Consider the following 18,059-nt stretch of genomic DNA (forward strand, 5'->3'; position numbering starts at 1 on the left):
TCACTCTCTCTCCATGTTCAGCGGGAAATGACAGGCAAACAGATGATTTTTCGGCCCTGTCAGGCGCGGTGTTTCAATGCATTTACGCTGAGCATACGGGCAACGCGGACCCAGACGGCAGCCAATGGGCAGCGATTCCAGCAGCGGAATCGCGCCAGGCAGAGTATTCAGACGGCTCTTGTGTGGCATTGCGCTGCCGAAATCAGGGATCGCCCTGATCAGCGCCTGCGTGTAGGGATGATGCGGCGTCGTCACCAGGTCTTCACTTGGCGCGGTTTCTACCGTTTGTCCGCAATACATCACGTCAATTTTATCCGCCCACTTGCTCAACATTTGCAGGTCGTGGCTGATCAGCAAAATGGTGGTGTTGTTATTCTGGTTCAGACGCGTGAGCAGGCGGAAAATCTGCGCCTGAGTCGTTGGCTCCATCGCGTTCGTCGGTTCGTCCGCAATCAGCAGACGCGGCTGATTGGCCAGGGCGATAGCAATCATCACTTTCTGGCATTCACCGTCGGTCAGTTCGTAGGGGAAACTGCGCATCGCGTCTTTATGGTCTTTGATCCCCACACGGTGCAATAGCTCAATGGCACGGCGTTTACGCCAGCCGAAACGCTGCCACCAGCGGCCTTTATAGGTCCAGCCGGGGATATTCTGCATCAGCTGTTTCCCGACGCGCTCGGACGGATCGAGACAGGATTGCGGCTCCTGAAAAATCATCGAGACGTTATGGCCCACCAGTTTACGGCGTTCGCGCGGGGAGAGACGCAACAGATCGATGTCGTCGAAACGCATACGGTCGGCGGTCACCCGCCAGTTGTCCTTCGCCACGCCGCAAATGGCTTTGGCGATTAGACTCTTACCGGAACCCGATTCGCCCACCAGCCCGCGTATTTCGCCCTCTGCGAGCGTAATACTGATGCGATCCACCGCTTTAACCCAGCCTTCGCCCGTTTTAATTTCGATCGTGAGGTTGCGGATATCAAGTAACGGCATTATTGCACCCCCGCATTGATTGCGCGGCGGATCCCGTCGCCAAGCAGGTTAACGAGCAGAACGCTCACCATGATGGCCGCGCCCGGCAGCATGACCGTCCACGGCGCGACGTAAATCAGCTCCAGAGCATCGCCGAGCATTGCGCCCCATTCCGGGGAGGGGAGCTGCGCGCCCAGGTCCAGGAAGCCCAGCGCTGCGATATCAAGAATCGCCATCGACAGGGCGCGGGTGATCTCCGTCACCAGCCCGGCGGCAATGTTAGGCAGCACGGCAAACCACAAAATATTAAACGTGGTGGCACCGTCCAGACGGGCGGCGACGACATATTCTTTCTCCAGTTCGTCGTGAACCAGGCTGTAAACCGATCGCACCATGCGCGGCAGAATGGCCAGCCAGACGGCGAACATCGCATGTGTGAGGTGCGGCCCCGCGAAGGCCACGACGATAATCGCCAGCAACAGCGAAGGAATCGAGAGCAAGGTATCAAGAATATGATTAAGCACGGCAGACCGCAGCCCATGGGTTGAGCCGGCAAAAATGCCCAGCGCAAGGCCGCATATCGCGGCGGCCAGGGTGACCACGAACGCGCCGCCTACCGTAGGTGCGGCGCCGCTCAGTAAACGACTTAGCACGTCGCGTCCGAGATCATCAGTCCCCAGGAAGAACGAAACCTCCCCGTAACGCGACCACGATGGCGGTAAAAGCTGATAACCAAGGAACTGCTGATCGATGCCATACGGCGCAAACCACGAACCCAAAACACACAGCAACACGAGGCCAATGCAGCCGTAAAAGCCGATCATCGCCGTGGTGTCGCCGTAGAAATTACGCCACACGGTGCGTAGCGCACCAGGCGTGCGCTTTTCGCTGTAGACGTTATCGTAAGGCATACCATTCCTTATGCTTCAACGGGTTGGCCATGGCACCCAAAATATCGGAAACAACGTTAACAATAATAACCAGCGAGCCAATCACCATCACTCCGGCGGAGATCGCAGCGTAATCCTGCTGGCGAATGGCGTTGATCATCCAGCGTCCAAGGCCCGGCCAGCTGAAAACCATCTCGGTGATCATCGCCAGCGTCAGCATGGTTGAGAATTGCAGCCCAAGCCGTGGGATTACCGGCGGCAACGCATTGTGCAGCACATGGCGACGTAGAATCGTCAGGCGAGACAGTCCGCGTGTGGCGGCGGCTTTCACATAGTTTTGATCGAAGACTTCGATAGTGCTGATGCGCATCAGGCGGATCACTTCGGTCGTCGGTGCGACGGCCAGCGTGAGCACTGGCAGCACCATATGGCGCAGGGCGCTCACGATCATTTCGTCGCGCCAGACTGAATCGGAAAGCCAGGCGTCAACGATGGCGAAGCCGCTCACCGTTTGCACGTTATATAGCAGGTCGAAACGGCCAGACACCGGAAGCCAGCCTAACGTCAGTGAGAAGAAGAGGGTAAGCAGCAGCGCCAGCCAGAAAACAGGGATGGAAAAGCCAATTAAGGCAAGCGCGCTGATGAATTTATCCTGCCATTTATTGCGATAAATTCCCGCCAGCATCCCCACCGGGATCCCCACCATGAGGGCAAAGCCAAAGGCGAGTATACACAGCTCCATGGTGGCCGGGAAAACCATCTTCAGCTGCTCAGAGATGAGCTGTCCGTTGATGCTGGACACGCCAAAATCCCAGTGCAACAGGCCGTTAAACCAGAACAGCCAGGCGTCCCAGAGGGATGAGCCCTGAAGCGGGGCGTGCGGCGTAAAGTAGCTAAGGCTAAAGCCGACAAAGGTCAGGAAGAACAGGGTGACCAGCAGTAATAGCAGCCGCCGCAAGGTAAATATAATCATGGTTTTTTCACCTCTTGTTCTTTCTCACGAGTCACGCCCGCGAAGGAGGCGTTACCAAACGGGCTGAGTACCAGCCCTTTTATATCGTAACGGTAGGCCTGAAGGCGCAGGGAAGAGGCAAGCGGCAACACGGGAAGCTCTCTGGCCAGAATATTTTGCGCTTCATCGTAGGCCTCAATGCGTGAAGCAAGCTGTTGAGATGAGAGGGCTTTTTGCAGCACAGCATCAAATTCCCGGTTACACCAGTGCGCGTAGTTGGTCTGGGAGTTGATCGCTGCACAGCTCAGCAGCGGACGGAAGAAGCTGTCCGGGTCGTTACTGTCGGTAGACCAGCCAGCCAGCGTTAAGTCGTGATTCATGTCCATCAGACGCGCCTCCTGGAAACGGCCTTCGACAGGAACGATGATCACCTTAACGCCCACCTGGGCCATATCTGCCTGCAACAGTTCGGCGGTTTTCAGCGGGCTGGGGTTCCACGCCTGAGAGCTGGTGGGTACCCACAGCTGAAGCGTCAGGTTTTCTGCCCCCAGTGCTTTAAGCTGTTCGCGCGCTTTCGCCGGATTATATTCCGTGATCTTCGCCTCGCCGTCATAGGCCCAGGAGGCGCGGGGCAGAATAGAGGCGGCGGTTTCCGCGGTGCCGTAATAAATCGACTGCATCAGACGCTGATTGTTGATCGCTAACGCCAGCGCATGGCGCACGGCCGGATTATTCAGCGGTGGCTTATCGGTGTTAAACGCCAGATAGGCGATGTTCATTCCCGGGCGTAGGGTCAGGCGCAGGCGGGGGTCGTCGCGCAAAATAGTCAACTGGCTGGCCGCAGGCCACGCAAGAACGTCGCACTCACCGGTCAGCAGTTTGGAGAGGCGACCTGTTCCACCTGAACCCAGATCGACAATAACCTGCGGCATCAGCGGTTTGCCGCGCCAGAAATGATCGTGTCGTTGCAGGCGAATGTATTGTCCGGCGCGGTACTCAGCTAACTGGAAGGGTCCTGTGCCCACAGGCTCACGATCGAGACGTTCCTGACGATCCTTTTTCGTCAGCTGATCCGCGTATTCGGCTGACATGACGGACGCGTAGTGCGTCGCCAGGTGCCAGAGGAATGAGGCGTCCGGGCGCGTCAGGCGAAACTCAACCGTGCGGTTATCCAGCTTACGAACGCTTTTGACCGTGTCCGCGAATTGCAGACTGTCGAAGTAGGGGAAGTTTCCGCCGTTGACGTTATGCCACGGATGGTTGCGGTTAAAGATGCGCTGGAAGGTGAAAACCACGTCATCCGCGTTGAGCTTGCGGGTTGGGGTAAACCACGGGGTGTGCTGAAAAGCCACATCATCGCGTAGACGGAAGCGGTACGTGGCGCCGTTATCAAGCACTTCCCAACTTTCAGCAAGCTCCGGAACCAGCCGATAGGTATAAGGATCGACGTCGAGCAGGCGATCGTAAATCTGTGCGGCCAGCGTATCAACAATCACGCCGCTCCCCGCCTTTTGCGGGTTAAAGGTATCAACTTGCCCGCTGACGCAATAGACGAAACCACTATCACGAATATCAGGAGGCGCAGTACGATCGGGCGCAGCAAAGGCCAGATTGCTGAACAGACCGAGTGCAAACAGGGATGATAAAACCAGGCGCATAGTTTTTAAGGTTTTTAGATTCGATCTGCAAAGTGTATCGCACTTACGCCTGCTTCGTAAAAATGTCTGGGGGTAAGTGCTGATAATGTCAGCGCATTTGATGTTTTTTGAGCAATGCCCTTAACTGATGGTAGGTCAGACCCAGCAGTTCAGCTGCCCGTTTCTGGTTATATTTCGCCTCTTTCAGGCTCCGTTCCAGCAGTTGCTGCTCCTGCTGATGCTGGAACTGGCGTAAATCGAGCGGCAACGCCGGATCATGCTGGCGCGCCGCCGGAGCAAGGGGCTGTTTAACCTCGCGCCGAAACGGATCGAGAATAATGTTGTCCAGTTCGGTCTCGCTGCTGCCATGACGGTAAACAGACCGTTCCACCACGTTTTTCAGTTCACGGATATTCCCCGGCCAGTGGTAACCGAGCAGGGTCTCGGTGGCCTGTTCGCTGAAGCCCGGAAAGAGCGGCAGGCCCAGTTCCCGGCACATCTGAATGGCAAATTGATCGGCCAGCAGCATGATATCGCTGCGTCGCTCACGCAGCGGCGGCAACTGGACGACATCGAAAGCCAGCCGGTCCAGCAGGTCGGCGCGGAATTTATCTTCTGCCACCATCGCGGGCAGATCGGCGTTAGTGGCGCACACCAGGCGAACGTTAACCTGAAGCGGCTGACTTCCGCCAACGCGTTCCAGTTCGCCATACTCAATGACGCGCAGCAGCTTTTCCTGTACCAGCATTGGCGCGGTCGCCAGCTCGTCGAGAAAGAGCGTTCCGCCATCGGCACGTTCAAAACGACCGGGGTGCCGTTTTTGTGCGCCAGTAAACGCGCCGGCTTCATGACCGAAAAGCTCCGTGTCGAGCAGATTTTCATTCAGCGCCGCGCAGTTAAGCGAAATAAAAGGCCCGTCCCAGCGGCCAGACAGAAAGTGCAGACGGTTAGCGATAAGTTCTTTACCCGTTCCGCGCTCACCGATAATGAGCACCGGTTTATTCAGCGGCGCCAGGCGCGATACCTGCTCAAGCACTTCCAGGAAGCTGTTTGCCTCGCCAAGCAAATTGTCTTTATATTCAGCCATGATGAAATTAACCACTCCTTAGTGATATTCACCAGGTGAGAATAGCCGCTGGATGGATAAATATCAATCACACCCAGTAAAATCAATAAGATAAAAAGTTGGCATGGGATTTGTATTAACTACTCAGCAGGGCATCGCCCGATAACAGAACTATGAGGATTGAATTATGGGTATTTTTTCTCGTTTTGCCGACATCGTGAACGCCAACATCAACTCGCTGCTGGAGAAAGCAGAAGATCCGCATAAGCTGGTGCGCCTGATGATTCAGGAGATGGAAGACACGCTGGTTGAAGTACGCTCCACCTCCGCCCGCGCGCTGGCAGAGAAGAAGCAGTTAACGCGTCGTATTGAGCAGGCGACTGCCCAGCTTAACGAGTGGCAGGAAAAAGCTGAACTGGCGCTGCGCAAAGATAAAGAAGATCTGGCCCGCGCTGCGCTGATTGAGAAGCAGAAGCTGACCGATATGGTTGCCACGCTGGAACATGAAGTGACGCTGGTGGATGATACTCTGACGCGTATGAAGAAAGAGATTGGTGAGCTTGAAAACAAACTCAGCGAAACCCGTGCACGTCAACAGGCGCTGGCGCTGCGCCACCAGGCTGCAAGTTCGTCCCGCGACGTGCGTCGCCAGCTGGACAGCGGCAAACTGGATGAAGCGATGGCGCGTTTCGAATCGTTCGAACGTCGTATCGACCACATGGAAGCGGAAGCCGAAAGCCACAGCATCGGTAAGCAGAAAACCCTGGATCAGCAGTTTGCTGACCTGAAAGCCGATGATGAAATTAGCGAGCAGCTGGCGGCGCTGAAAGCCAAAATGAAGCAAGACAACCAATAATAAATCCTGCGGCACCTGAGCGTGCCGCATCGCAAGACAAGGAGTACACATGAGCGCGCTTTTTCTGGCAATACCCCTGACAATTTTCGTGCTGTTTGTTCTGCCCATCTGGTTATGGCTGCACTACAGCAACCGCTCTTCTCGCGGGGAGCTGTCGCAAAGCGAGCAACAGCGGCTGGCGCAGCTCTCTTCTGAGGCAAACAAAATGCGCGAACGTATTCAAGCGCTGGAAGCCATCCTGGATGCGGAACACCCGAACTGGAGGGAGCGTTAATGGCTGGACTAAATCTGAATAAAAAACTGTGGCGCATCCCGCAGCAGGGCATGGTTCGGGGCGTTTGCGCCGGGCTGGCACACTATCTGGATGTCCCGGTAAAACTGGTACGTGTGGTCACCGTATTGTCGATTTTCTTTGGCCTGGCCTTTATTACACTGGTGGCTTACATCATTCTGTCGTTTGTACTTGATCCGATGCCGGAAGGTGAGCTGGATGCGGAAAACACGCCAACCAGCAGCGATCTTCTTAACGCGGTGGATGAACAGCTGAGCGCAGGGGAGAAGCGATTGCGCGAGATGGAACGTTATGTCACCTCCGATACCTTTACGCTGAGAAGTCGTTTCCGTCAGCTTTAAGAGAGAACTTACATGAAACAAAACTGGCAACAGGCCGGTCAGAAGGTAAAACCCGGCCTGAAAATCGCAGGTAAACTGGTTCTGATGACGGCGTTACGTTATGGTCCGGCTGGTGTGGCGGGCTGGGCGATCAAGTCTGTTGCCCGTAAGCCGGTCAGAATGTTGCTGGCGGTCGCGCTGGAGCCGCTGTTACAAAAACTGGCAAAACGCGTTTCACGTCGCTACTTTTCACGCTAATCCCGCTCATATAAGCCCTTTCTCGCGCTGAGAGAGGGCATGAATTCCCCCTCTGCTTTTTCTCTTTCTTTGCGGCAGCTCACATTACTGCGTTGCGCTGCTTTGAGAATGCCTTTTTCAGCCCCCAGGTCCGTTGACAGATATTTTTCATGGGAGTAGATTGCCACTCCGTGGGACCGCTACCATGGAAAATAATGTGAACGCAAAAATTAAATACCTTATCAATCATATTTACGGTGAATCATTTTCAGATGCACACCTGGACGTGTTATTAACTAAGCTTCAACTGGCGGCGGTTAATATTACGGAGAAGCGTAAGTCAGGCTGGGATGAAAAAGATGTTGTTCTGATTACCTATGCCGATCAGATCTCCGCGAAAGGGGAGAAAGCATTGCCGGTATTTACCCGGTTCTATAATGAGTGGCTTTCTCGTACTTTTTCTCATGTCCATCTTTTACCTTTCTATCCGTGGTCATCAGATGATGGTTTTTCCGTTATTGATTATCATACCGTTGCACCTGAAACGGGAAACTGGCGCGATGTCGCGGAATTAAAACAGTCAGCCAGCTTAATGTTTGATTTCGTTTGCAATCATATGTCAGCGAAAAGCGAATGGTTTGCGAATTATCTGGCGCAGAAGCCTGGTTATGAAGATTTCTTTATTTCTGTCGACCCGGAAACCGATTTATCCGCGGTGACGCGCCCACGCGCTTTACCGCTGTTGACGCCGTTTACGCTTAATGATGGCAGCGTTCGTCATTTATGGACTACATTCAGCGATGACCAGATCGATCTCAATTTCGCCTCGCCGCAGGTGCTGATTGCAATGGTTGACGTTCTGCTCCATTACCTCATGGAAGGGGCGCGTTATATTCGTCTGGATGCGGTCGGGTTTATGTGGAAAATCCCGGGAACAACCTGCATCCATCTGGAACAAACCCATTGCCTTATTCAGCTGTTCCGCGCCATTACGGACGCCGTGGCACCTGGAACGGTGATCATTACTGAGACAAATGTTCCGCACAAAGACAACATCTCTTACTTCGGTGATGGTGAAAACGAAGCCCAGATGGTCTATCAGTTTTCCTTACCTCCGCTGGTGCTGCATGCCGTTCATCGTCAGGATGTGAAAGCACTTTGCCAATGGGCGGGGTCGCTGGCACTGCCTTCTTCACACACTACATGGTTTAATTTCCTGGCCTCGCATGATGGTATCGGTTTGAATCCGCTGCGCGGCATTCTTCCGGAATCAGAGATCCTCTCGTTGGTCGAAAATCTTCAGCAGGAAGGCGCGCTGGTCAACTGGAAAAATAATCCTGACGGAACGCGAAGCCCTTATGAAATTAATGTCACCTATCTTGATGCGTTAAGTTTACAAGACAGTTCAGATGAGGAACGTATTGCACGGTTCCTCCTCGCGCATGCTGTGTTGTTAAGTTTCCCAGGCGTCCCGGCTGTTTATATTCAGAGCATTCTTGGTTCGCGGAACGATTATGAAGGCGTCGAACGCCTCGGATATAACCGCGCGATTAACCGGAAAAAATACACGGCGGGGCAGCTTGATAGCGAACTGAATAATAAGAAGAGTATTCGTTATCAAATTTATTCTCGTTTGAGTAAGTTTATCGCTATTCGTCGCGGCGAGAGGGCGTTCCATCCGGATAGTCAGGCTGTTTTCGACGCAGTGGGTAAACAAATTCTTAAAATTATTCGTGTTGCTGAAAATGGCGAGCGAATTACAGCATTATTTAATTTTAGCAATAAAATGCAGACCGTATATGAACAAACGCTTTCTAGTAAGGAATTATTATCAGGACAGGATATTAGCGGTACGGAGCTGATCCTCAATCCATGGCAGGTAATGTGGATTAAAGAAAACTAAAAAGGACCCTAAAATGAAAATGCCAAAAATTGTGCTGTTATCAGCACTGGTTTCGTGCGCCCTGTTATCAGGCTGTAAGGACGATAAAGCATCTCAGGTCACCATTGAGTTTATGCACTCGTCGGTAGAACAGGAGCGTCAGGCCGTTATCACGAAATTGATTGAAAAATTCGAAAAAGAGAACCCGACTATAACGGTGAAACAGGTACCCGTTGAGGAAGATGCCTATAACACCAAGGTTATTACTCTGGCACGTACCGGTGCGCTACCGGAGGTGATAGAGATCAGTCATGACTACGCCAAAGTCATGGATAAAGAGCAATTGCTGGATCGTGACGCCATCGGCCGCGCCGTCAAGGCGGTGGGCGAGGAGACATTTTACGACGGTATTTTACGCGTTGTTCGCACGGAAGATGGCAGCGCATGGACGGGGGTGCCGGTTAGCGCCTGGCTGTCCGGCGTCTGGTATCACAAAGATGCGCTCGCGGCAGCGGGTATTGAAGAGCCGCACAACTGGGAGCAACTGCTGAAAGCCAGTCAGGCGCTCAACGATCCGGCTAAAAAACATTACGGTATCGCGCTTCCAACCGCAGAAAGCGTCATGACGGAGCAGGCTTTCTCGCAGTTTGCTTTGTCTGGAGGGGCTAACGTCTTTGATGCAAACGGCAGCGTGAAAATCGATACCCCTGAGATGTCGAAAGCGCTTGAGTTTTATAGGGCACTGGCCGCGAACACCATGCCGGGCTCGAATGATGTCATGGAGATCAAAGACGCCTTCATGAACGGTTCTGCGCCTATGGCCGTTTACTCTACCTATATCCTGCCCGCGGTCTTCAAAGATGGCAATCCGGCCAACCTGGGGTTCGTGGTCCCGACGGAAAAATCATCTGCCGTGTACGGCATGATCACTTCGTTGACGATCACTACCGGCCAGACCGAAGAGGAAACGCAGGCCGCCGAGAAATTTGTCACCTGGATGGAGCAGGCTCAGAACGCCTCTGATTGGGTCATGATGTCTCCGGGCGCCGCGCTACCGGTCAATAAACTCGTGGTGGGCACTGATTCCTGGAAAAACAACGACGTTATCAAGGCCTTTGGTCAACTGCCTTACGAGCTGATTGCGCAGTTCCCGAACGTCCAGGTGTTTGGTGCCGTGGGCGACAAGAACTTTACCCGCATGGGTGATGTTACCGGGTCCGGCATTATCAGTTCCATGGTGCATAACGTGACGGTGGGACAAAAAGATCTCAATGCGACGTTAAGCAACAGCCAGAAGAAACTGACTGACCTGATATCACAACGATAGGAGCGCTTTGCGAAGGGAATTATGAAGACGTTGTTTTCTGGTCGTTCAGATATGCCTTTCGCCATGCTGCTGTTGGCCCCCAGCCTGATTTTGCTGGGGGGCCTGGTGGCCTGGCCAATGATTTCTAACATTGAAATCAGTTTTTTACGTTTACCGCTGAATCCGCGTATTGATGCGGTTTTCGTCGGTCTGGATAACTACATTCGCATCCTGGGCGATGCTGCGTTCTGGCACTCCCTGTGGATGACGTTCTGGTATACGGCCCTGGTGGTGATCGGCAGCACCGGACTGGGGCTGGCCGTAGCGATCTTCTTTAACCGTGAATTCCGCATGCGGAAAACGGCACGTTCACTGGTGATATTGTCCTATGTGACGCCGTCTATTTCACTGGTATTTGCCTGGAAATACATGTTCAACAACGGCTACGGAATTGTGAACTATCTTGGCGTTGATCTGCTGCACCTCTACGATCAGGCCCCGCTGTGGTTCGATAACCCTGGCAGCAGTTTTGTCCTGGTCGTGCTGTTCGCCATCTGGCGTTACTTCCCGTATGCCTTTATCTCGTTCCTCGCGATTCTACAGACCATTGATAAATCCTTGTACGAAGCGGCAGAGATGGACGGGGCGAATGCCTGGCAGCGTTTTCGTATCGTGACGTTGCCCGCCATCATGCCGGTGCTGGCCACGGTGGTCACGCTGCGCACCATCTGGATGTTCTACATGTTTGCGGATGTTTATCTGCTCACCACCAAGGTCGACATTCTGGGCGTATATCTCTACAAAACCGCCTTTGCGTTCAATGACCTGGGTAAAGCAGCCGCCATTTCCGTTGTGCTGTTTGTGATCATCTTCGCTGTCATTCTGCTGACCAGAAAAAGGGTAAACCTCAATGGCAACAAATAAACGCGTTCTGGGCCGTATCGGTTTTTATCTGGGACTGGCGGTATTCCTGATTATCACGCTGTTTCCGTTTTTTGTGATGCTGATGACATCGTTCAAAAGCGCGAAAGAGGCGATCTCACTGCACCCGACTATCCTGCCGCAGGAGTGGACGTTACAGCACTACATCGACATCTTTAACCCGCTGATTTTCCCGTTTGTGGATTACTTCCGTAACAGCATGGTGGTGTCACTGACCTCCTCAGTCATTGCGGTGTTTCTCGGTACGCTGGGCGCTTATGCATTATCCAAACTGCGCTTTAAAGGGCGCACGACGATCAATGCGAGCTTCTACACCGTCTATATGTTCTCCGGGATCCTGCTGGTAGTGCCGCTGTTCAAAATCATCACCGCGCTCGGCATTTATGACACCGAGCTGGCGCTGATCATCACCATGGTGACGCAGACGTTGCCGACTGCGGTCTTTATGCTGCGTAGCTATTTCGACACTATCCCGGACGAAATCGAAGAAGCCGCGATGATGGACGGCCTGAACCGCCTGCAAATCATCTTCCGCATCACCGTGCCGCTGGCGATCTCGGGTCTGGTGTCAGTCTTCGTTTACTGCTTCATGGTGGCGTGGAATGACTACCTGTTCGCCTCCATTTTCCTGTCCAGCGCCAGCAACTTCACGTTGCCGGTGGGGCTGAACACGCTCTTCAGTACGCCAGATTACATCTGGGGTCGCATGATGGCGGCATCGCTGGTGACGGCACTGCCCGTTGTCATTATGTATGCCCTGTCTGAACGTTTTATTAAAAGTGGTTTGACCGCCGGCGGCGTAAAGGGCTGAGGCGGCCGATTTTAACAAGGAGTGAGTCATGAAAAAATTAGTTGCGACAGCGCCTCGTGTAGCGGCGCTGGTGGAATACGAAGATCGTCCTGTTGCAGCACATGAAGTGAAGATTCGTGCCCGTTATGGCGCCCCGAAACACGGCACCGAAGTTGTGGATTTCCGCGCGGCAAGCCCGTTCATTGATGAAGAGTTTAACGCCGAGTGGCAGATGTTTACCCCACGTGAAGAGGGGGCAGCACGCGGCATCGAATTTGGTAAATTCCAACTGGGAAACATGATCGTCGGCGACATCATCGAATGTGGTGCGGACGTAACGGAATACCAGATCGGCGACAGCGTTTGCTGCTACGGCCCATTGCAGGAAACGGTCATCGTCAACGCGGTGAACAACTATAAGCTGCGCAAAATGCCGCAGGGCGCATCCTGGAAAAACGCTGTTTGTTACGATCCGGCTCAGTTCGCCATGAGCGGCGTGCGTGATGCTAACGTCCGCGTAGGGGATTTCGTTGTAGTTGTCGGGCTGGGCGCTATTGGCCAGATTGCGATTCAGCTGGCGAAAAAAGCTGGCGCGTCAGTGGTTATTGGTGTCGATCCTATTGAACATCGCTGTGAGATCGCCCGCCGTCACGGTGCAGACCACTGCCTGAACCCAATCGGTACCGATGTCGGTCTTGAAATTAAGAAACTGACCGGCAAGCAGGGCGCTGATGTGATCATCGAAACCAGCGGCTTTGCAGATGCGCTGCAATCTGCGCTGCGCGGACTCGCCTACGGCGGCACGATCTCTTACGTGGCATTCGCCAAACCTTTTGCGGCAGGCTTCAACCTGGGCCGCGAAGCACACTTCAACAACGCGAAGATTGTCTTCTCCCGCGCATGCAGTGAACCCAACCCGGATTATCCACGCTGGAGTCGCAAGCGTATTGAAGAGACCTGCTGGGAATTGCTGATGAACGGTTATCTCAATTGTGAAGATCTGATCGACCCGGTCGTCACCTTTACCACCAGCCCGGAAAGCTACATGAAGTATGTCGATCAGCACCCGGAACTCAGTATCAAAATGGGCGTTACTTTTTAAGCTAAGGACAGCAAATCATGAAAATTGCAACACAAAACCAGGCCTTTTTCCCGACCGCTATCATGGAAAAATTCAAATATATCAAAGCGATGGGATTTGATGGCTATGAAATAGATGGCCGGCTGCTGGTTGAACATCTCGACGAAGTGAAAGCCGCTATCAAAGCCACCGGTCTGCCGGTTACGACGGCGTGTGGCGGATACGATGGCTGGATCGGGGATTTCATCGAAGAACGCCGCCTGAACGGTCTCCAGCAGATTGAACGCATTCTGGAAGCGCTGGCAGAAGTGGGCGGCAAAGGGATTATCGTCCCGGCTGCCTGGGGGATGTTTACCTTCCGTCTGCCGCCAATGACTTCGCCACGTAGCCTGGATGGCGATCGCAAAGCGGTCAGCGCTTCCCTGCGCTGGCTGGATGAGGTAGCAGCGCGCACCGGTACTACCGTCTACCTGGAGCCGCTGAACCGCTATCAGGATCATATGATCAACACCCTGGCCGACGCGCGTCGTTATATCGAAGAGAACGGCCTGAAGCACGTGCAGATCATCGGTGATTTCTACCACATGAACATTGAAGAAGACTCACTGACGGAAGCGCTGCATCACAACCGCGACCTGCTGGGTCATGTGCACATTGCTGATAACCACCGCTATCAGCCGGGCAGCGGCAGCCTCGATTTCGCCAGCCTGTTCGGTCAGCTGCGTGCTGATAACTATCAGGGTTATGTGGTGTACGAGTGCCGGGTTCGTGCCGACGATCCGGCTCAAGCCTATCAGGACTCACTCAATTACCTGCGTGAATGCTAAGGATGACGAGCGTGATGAGTGCTTCTACACCTTTGCCTCTGCGCGTCGCCATCATTGGCGCCGGGCAGGTTGCAGACAAAGTGCATGCCTCGTATTACGCCACGCGCAGTGATGTTCAAATGGTGGCTGTCATGGACAGCCGCCTTGAGCAGGCACAGGCGTTCGCGGAACGTTATGCCATTCCATCGGCATGGCAGGACGCTCACGAGATGTTGCAGAAAGTAAAACCGGATGTGGTGAGCGTCTGTTCGCCTAACCGGTTCCATTTTGAACATGTGATTGCGGCTCTCGAAGCGGGTTGCCATGTGATGTGTGAAAAGCCGCCGGCAATGACGCCGGAACATGCCGACCAGATGCGCATCGCGGCGCGCAAGGCAGGAAAAGTCCTTGCGTATGATTTTCATCATCGCTTTGCCCTGGACACCCAGCTCCTGCGCGATGCGGTAATGAACGGCACACTCGGTGAAATTTACTTCACTTCCGCGCAGGCGCTGCGTCGCTGCGGTGTGCCGGGGTGGGGCGTTTTCACCAATAAATCGCTCCAGGGTGGCGGGCCGCTTATCGATATCGGCATTCATATGCTGGATGCTGCGATGTACGTGTTGGGCTTCCCGGCTGTGAAGCGGGTAACCGCACACAGCTTCCTGAGACTGGGGAACCGGAAACACACCGGTCAGTTTGGCGAATGGGATCCTACGCAGTTTACCGTGGAAGATGCCCTGTTTGGCACGATTGAATTCTGCAACGGCGGCGTTCTGCGTCTGGACACCTCCTTTGCGCTTAACATCCGCGAGCAGTCCATCATGAACGTCTCTTTCTGCGGTGATAAGGCAGGCGCAACGCTGTTCCCGGCGCATATCTATAACGACGAAGCCGGTGTTTTAGAAACCCTTATCCATCGAGAAGAGGCGGACGATCAGCGCCATCTGCGCAGTATGGATGCCTTCGTGCGTCATGTGCTGGGAGAGCACGTTATGATCGCTGACGCAGAACAGGGTTTGGTTATACAACAGCTTGTTGCCGCGCTTTATGAATCAGCAGAAACAGGGGAAAGCGTGACATTATGCTGAACGTGTCTGTATTAAACGATCCGGGCTTTTGTCCTCACAGCCTGAACAAATATGCCTCTGTCATGACATGCGGGAATGGATACATGGGCATTCGCGCTACGCATGAAGAAGATTACACCCAGCAGACCAGAGGCATGTATCTCGCGGGGCTTTATCATTGCGCGGGTCGCAACGAGACTACTGAGCTGGTCAATCTGCCGGATATCACCGGTATTGATGTTGAGCTTGATGGCGTCAATTTCACGCTCCTGTCAGGCGAAATTCTTGAATGGCAGCGCGAGCTGGCCTTTGCTAACGGCGAACTGCATCGCAACGTTGTCTGGCGTGCACCCGACGGGAAACGTTATCGGCTGGAGAGCCGTCGTTTTGTTTCGCTGGACCAGTTGCCCTTAGTGGCAATGCAGTTCTCGATCACACCGCTTGATGGCGACGCTCAGGCCGTGCTGAAAACCGGCATAGATGCGACACAAACGAACAGCGGCAGACAGCATCTGGATGAAATCTCGGTCAGGATCTTTGACCAGCACTACATGCAGGGCGTGTATGAAACGCAGGACCGTGCATCTGAGGTTGTGGTTTCGGCGTATTGCCAGCTCTCGACGAAAAGCGACAGCTGTTTCACCGCCAAAAACCGCCGTCTCAGCGTGCATCATTCGCTGACGATTGCTAGAGGTGACACTGTCACGCTTGAGAAGATCGTCTGGGTGGCTCATCGTAGCGAGAAAGCGCTGTCGCAGGAGTCAATCGCGCGCAACGCGCTGGCCGATCTTAAAGTCTGTGCGGCAAGAGGTTATGAGGCGTTGCTTGAAAGCTCAGCGTATGCCTGGAAAGATGTCTGGCGCGACGCACGTGTGGAAGTGACTACCACAGAGCAACAGGATCAGCTGGCGCTGGATTACGCCGTCTGGCATCTGACGACAATGACGCCTGCTCATGATGAGCGAAGCAGTATTGCGGCGAAAGGGCTGACGGGTGAGGGGTACAAGGGGCACGTCTTCTGGGATACCGAAATTTTCCTGCTGCCGTTCCATCTGTTTACCCGCCCGCAGATTGCCCGCAGCCTGCTACGCTATCGTTGGCTTAATCTGGCAGGCGCACGGGAAAAAGCGCGCCGTAACGGTTGGCCGGGTGCATTGTTCCCGTGGGAAAGTGCGGCCAGCGGACAGGAAGAGACGCCAGAATTCGCGGCCATTAACATCCGCACCGGGGTTCGCCAGAAGGTGGCTTCCGCACTCGCTGAACATCACATCGTGGCTGATATCGCCTGGGCCGTGGTCGCTTACTGGCAGGCAACACACGACGATGCCTTTATGCGGAATGAGGGGCTGACGCTACTGATGGAAACCGCTTCGTTCTGGATGGGACGCGCGACGGAAATCAATGGTCGTCTTGAGATCCATGACGTGATCGGACCGGATGAATACACCGAGCATGTCAACAACAACGCCTACACCAACTATCTGGCCTGGCACAACGTTGCCTGCGCGCGTCAGTTTATGGCGATGTTTGGCCGTGAAGATGCGCGTTTTACGGAGAATGCCGGGAAGTTCCTGGCGCGCCTGTGGCTGCCAGAGGCCGACGCAGACGGTGTGATCCCGCAGGATGATACCTTCATGGCAAAACCTGCCATCGATCTGAGCCGCTATAAAGCCAAAGCGGGTAAGCAAACCATTCTGCTTGATTACTCTCGCGCGGAAGTGAACGAGATGCAGATCCTGAAGCAGGCCGATGTGGTGATGCTTAACTACCTGCTGCCGGAACGGTTTACGCCGCAGCAATGTGCCGCCAATCTGGCGTTCTACGAGCCACGCACGATTCATGATTCATCCCTGAGTAAAGCCATTCACGGCATTGTGCTCGCACGCTGCGGTGACACCGAGGGGGCGTATGCCTTCTGGCGTGACGGTATCGCCATCGACCTGGGGGACGACCCACACAGCAGTGATGACGGTATTCATGCCGCCGCCACCGGTGCGATCTGGTTGGGCGCTATTCAGGGGTTTGCTGGCCTGCACATTAGCGAAGGGGAGCTGCATCTTGCACCGAAACTGCCTGTTCACTGGCAGAAACTCGCCTTCCCGCTGCGGTGGCGGGACGCAACAATGCACATTACCTGTGAAAATGACCAGTTAACCATTGAGACTACCGCACCTGTCACGTTGACGCTGTGGGGTAAAACGCTGCACGTATCAGGGCGAAAAGTCTGCGCGCACAAGGACTTTCTTGCACCTGTTAATGGGACCGCTACCACGGAGGGGCGCCATGACGCTTAACGCTGTTGTATTCGATCTGGACGGGGTGATCACCGATACCGCGCATCTTCACTTTCTGGCCTGGCGCGCCGTGGCGGAGGAGATTGGTATTACCTTCGATGAAGTATTTAACGAACAGCTGAAGGGAATAAGCCGAATGGACTCCCTCCAGCGCATTCTGAAACATGGCGGGAAAGAGGGGATGTTCAGTGACGAGCAGCGCCTGGCGCTGGCGACGAAAAAAAACGCGCTTTACGTCCAGTCGCTGGCATCACTGACGCAGGATTCGCTGCTCCCGGGTATTCGCGACGTGCTGGCGGATATTCGCGCCGCGAAGGTCAAAATTGGGCTGGCATCCGTATCGCTTAATGCCCCTGGGATTTTGCACGCGTTGGGCATTCATCAGGCTTTCGATTTTTGCGCCGATGCTTCGCGCATTTGCCGCTCAAAGCCGGACCCGGAGATCTTCCTTGCAGCCTGTAAAGGACTGAACGTGCGTCCTGAAGAGGCCATTGGTATCGAAGATGCCGCCGCAGGGGTAGATGCGATCAACGCCGCAGGAATGCTGTCGGTCGGAATTGGGCCTGGCCTGAACCATGCGGGATTACAACTTCATTCAACGCAGGAACTGACCTGGGAACGCCTGACGGCGTTCTGGGCATCCCGGGCGTATTGATAAGGAATTAA

The 18,059-nt window shown here is 54.2% G+C and carries 18 protein-coding genes; 13 read left to right on the plus strand and 5 right to left on the minus strand.

Annotated elements, in window-relative coordinates; translation table 11 throughout:
• The 5 genes from sapD to pspF form a co-directional block, all read right to left on the minus strand.
• A complete protein-coding gene (gene sapD, locus ACNQ0T_RS02160; RefSeq protein WP_003856840.1) occupies positions 1-993 on the minus strand; it encodes a putrescine export ABC transporter ATP-binding protein SapD in 993 nt (330 codons plus the stop codon).
• Positions 993-1,883, minus strand: a complete 891-nt coding sequence (gene sapC, locus ACNQ0T_RS02165; RefSeq protein ID WP_003856843.1) for a putrescine export ABC transporter permease SapC — start codon at positions 1,881-1,883, stop codon at positions 993-995. The genes sapD and sapC overlap by 1 nt, the downstream gene beginning before the upstream one ends.
• Positions 1,870-2,835: a putrescine export ABC transporter permease SapB gene (sapB, locus tag ACNQ0T_RS02170; RefSeq protein WP_022648308.1), complete on the minus strand. Its 966-nt coding sequence runs from the start codon at positions 2,833-2,835 to the stop codon at positions 1,870-1,872. The genes sapC and sapB overlap by 14 nt, the downstream gene beginning before the upstream one ends.
• Positions 2,832-4,472, minus strand: a complete 1,641-nt coding sequence (gene sapA, locus ACNQ0T_RS02175; RefSeq protein WP_022648307.1) for an ABC transporter substrate-binding protein SapA — start codon at positions 4,470-4,472, stop codon at positions 2,832-2,834. The genes sapB and sapA overlap by 4 nt, the downstream gene beginning before the upstream one ends.
• Positions 4,473-4,560: 88 nt before the next feature.
• Entirely contained in the window at positions 4,561-5,553 is a 993-nt protein-coding gene (pspF, locus tag ACNQ0T_RS02180; protein ID WP_162882544.1) for a phage shock protein operon transcriptional activator, read from the minus strand.
• Positions 5,554-5,704: 151 nt separating this feature from the next.
• Here pspF and pspA point away from each other — a divergent pair, with 151 nt between their 5' ends.
• From pspA to pgmB, 13 genes are all read left to right on the plus strand, one after another.
• A complete protein-coding gene (gene pspA, locus ACNQ0T_RS02185; RefSeq protein WP_126490307.1) occupies positions 5,705-6,373 on the plus strand; it encodes a phage shock protein PspA in 669 nt (222 codons plus the stop codon).
• A 49-nt stretch (positions 6,374-6,422) separates the two neighbouring features.
• Complete coding sequence (gene pspB / locus ACNQ0T_RS02190) at positions 6,423-6,647, plus strand: envelope stress response membrane protein PspB (RefSeq protein WP_022648304.1); 225 nt, start codon at positions 6,423-6,425, stop codon at positions 6,645-6,647.
• Positions 6,647-7,006 carry an envelope stress response membrane protein PspC gene (pspC, locus tag ACNQ0T_RS02195; protein WP_006810819.1) on the plus strand — a complete coding sequence of 120 codons (360 nt, stop codon included), beginning with the start codon at positions 6,647-6,649 and terminating at the stop codon, positions 7,004-7,006. Before pspB ends, pspC begins: the two co-directional genes overlap by 1 nt.
• Before the next feature lie 12 nt (positions 7,007-7,018).
• Positions 7,019-7,243 carry a phage shock protein PspD gene (gene pspD, locus ACNQ0T_RS02200; RefSeq protein WP_006810818.1) on the plus strand — a complete coding sequence of 75 codons (225 nt, stop codon included), beginning with the start codon at positions 7,019-7,021 and terminating at the stop codon, positions 7,241-7,243.
• Between the two features lie 184 nt (positions 7,244-7,427).
• Entirely contained in the window at positions 7,428-9,125 is a 1,698-nt protein-coding gene (locus ACNQ0T_RS02205) for a sugar phosphorylase (protein WP_417929462.1), read from the plus strand.
• A 13-nt stretch (positions 9,126-9,138) separates the two neighbouring features.
• Positions 9,139-10,431 (plus strand): ABC transporter substrate-binding protein, encoded by a 1,293-nt coding sequence (locus tag ACNQ0T_RS02210; RefSeq protein WP_023300247.1) that lies wholly within the window; start codon positions 9,139-9,141, stop codon positions 10,429-10,431.
• 21 nt (positions 10,432-10,452) lie between these two features.
• Positions 10,453-11,334, plus strand: coding sequence for a carbohydrate ABC transporter permease (locus ACNQ0T_RS02215; protein WP_022648300.1), 882 nt, complete (start codon positions 10,453-10,455; stop codon positions 11,332-11,334).
• Complete coding sequence (locus tag ACNQ0T_RS02220) at positions 11,321-12,163, plus strand: carbohydrate ABC transporter permease (protein ID WP_003856865.1); 843 nt, start codon at positions 11,321-11,323, stop codon at positions 12,161-12,163. The genes ACNQ0T_RS02215 and ACNQ0T_RS02220 overlap by 14 nt, the downstream gene beginning before the upstream one ends.
• A 28-nt stretch (positions 12,164-12,191) precedes the next feature.
• Positions 12,192-13,244, plus strand: coding sequence for a zinc-dependent alcohol dehydrogenase (locus ACNQ0T_RS02225; protein ID WP_015570403.1), 1,053 nt, complete (start codon positions 12,192-12,194; stop codon positions 13,242-13,244).
• 17 nt (positions 13,245-13,261) lie between these two features.
• Positions 13,262-14,050, plus strand: a complete 789-nt coding sequence (locus ACNQ0T_RS02230; RefSeq protein WP_023306377.1) for a sugar phosphate isomerase/epimerase family protein — start codon at positions 13,262-13,264, stop codon at positions 14,048-14,050.
• Positions 14,051-14,061: 11 nt separating this feature from the next.
• Positions 14,062-15,120, plus strand: coding sequence for a Gfo/Idh/MocA family protein (locus ACNQ0T_RS02235; protein WP_417929464.1), 1,059 nt, complete (start codon positions 14,062-14,064; stop codon positions 15,118-15,120).
• Positions 15,114-17,393, plus strand: coding sequence for a glycoside hydrolase family 65 protein (locus tag ACNQ0T_RS02240; RefSeq protein ID WP_417929465.1), 2,280 nt, complete (start codon positions 15,114-15,116; stop codon positions 17,391-17,393). Before ACNQ0T_RS02235 ends, ACNQ0T_RS02240 begins: the two co-directional genes overlap by 7 nt.
• Entirely contained in the window at positions 17,383-18,048 is a 666-nt protein-coding gene (gene pgmB, locus ACNQ0T_RS02245) for a beta-phosphoglucomutase (protein ID WP_022648295.1), read from the plus strand. The genes ACNQ0T_RS02240 and pgmB overlap by 11 nt, the downstream gene beginning before the upstream one ends.
• Positions 18,049-18,059: the final 11 nt, after the last annotated feature.

Source organism: Enterobacter cloacae complex sp.6700776 (genome assembly GCF_048284255.1).
Lineage (GTDB): Bacteria > Pseudomonadota > Gammaproteobacteria > Enterobacterales > Enterobacteriaceae > Enterobacter > Enterobacter intestinihominis.

Coding starts and splice junctions, on each gene's coding strand:
- pspD (WP_006810818.1), top strand. CDS start 7,019: ATGAAACAAAACTGGCAACAGGCCGGTCAGAAGGTAAAACCCGGCCTG.
- sapB (WP_022648308.1), bottom strand. CDS start 2,835: ATGATTATATTTACCTTGCGGCGGCTGCTATTACTGCTGGTCACCCTG.
- sapC (WP_003856843.1), bottom strand. CDS start 1,883: ATGCCTTACGATAACGTCTACAGCGAAAAGCGCACGCCTGGTGCGCTA.
- ACNQ0T_RS02240 (WP_417929465.1), top strand. CDS start 15,114: ATGCTGAACGTGTCTGTATTAAACGATCCGGGCTTTTGTCCTCACAGC.
- sapA (WP_022648307.1), bottom strand. CDS start 4,472: ATGCGCCTGGTTTTATCATCCCTGTTTGCACTCGGTCTGTTCAGCAAT.
- pspA (WP_126490307.1), top strand. CDS start 5,705: ATGGGTATTTTTTCTCGTTTTGCCGACATCGTGAACGCCAACATCAAC.
- pspC (WP_006810819.1), top strand. CDS start 6,647: ATGGCTGGACTAAATCTGAATAAAAAACTGTGGCGCATCCCGCAGCAG.
- ACNQ0T_RS02205 (WP_417929462.1), top strand. CDS start 7,428: ATGGAAAATAATGTGAACGCAAAAATTAAATACCTTATCAATCATATT.
- pspB (WP_022648304.1), top strand. CDS start 6,423: ATGAGCGCGCTTTTTCTGGCAATACCCCTGACAATTTTCGTGCTGTTT.
- ACNQ0T_RS02215 (WP_022648300.1), top strand. CDS start 10,453: ATGAAGACGTTGTTTTCTGGTCGTTCAGATATGCCTTTCGCCATGCTG.
- ACNQ0T_RS02225 (WP_015570403.1), top strand. CDS start 12,192: ATGAAAAAATTAGTTGCGACAGCGCCTCGTGTAGCGGCGCTGGTGGAA.
- ACNQ0T_RS02230 (WP_023306377.1), top strand. CDS start 13,262: ATGAAAATTGCAACACAAAACCAGGCCTTTTTCCCGACCGCTATCATG.
- ACNQ0T_RS02220 (WP_003856865.1), top strand. CDS start 11,321: ATGGCAACAAATAAACGCGTTCTGGGCCGTATCGGTTTTTATCTGGGA.
- ACNQ0T_RS02210 (WP_023300247.1), top strand. CDS start 9,139: ATGAAAATGCCAAAAATTGTGCTGTTATCAGCACTGGTTTCGTGCGCC.
- sapD (WP_003856840.1), bottom strand. CDS start 993: ATGCCGTTACTTGATATCCGCAACCTCACGATCGAAATTAAAACGGGC.
- pgmB (WP_022648295.1), top strand. CDS start 17,383: ATGACGCTTAACGCTGTTGTATTCGATCTGGACGGGGTGATCACCGAT.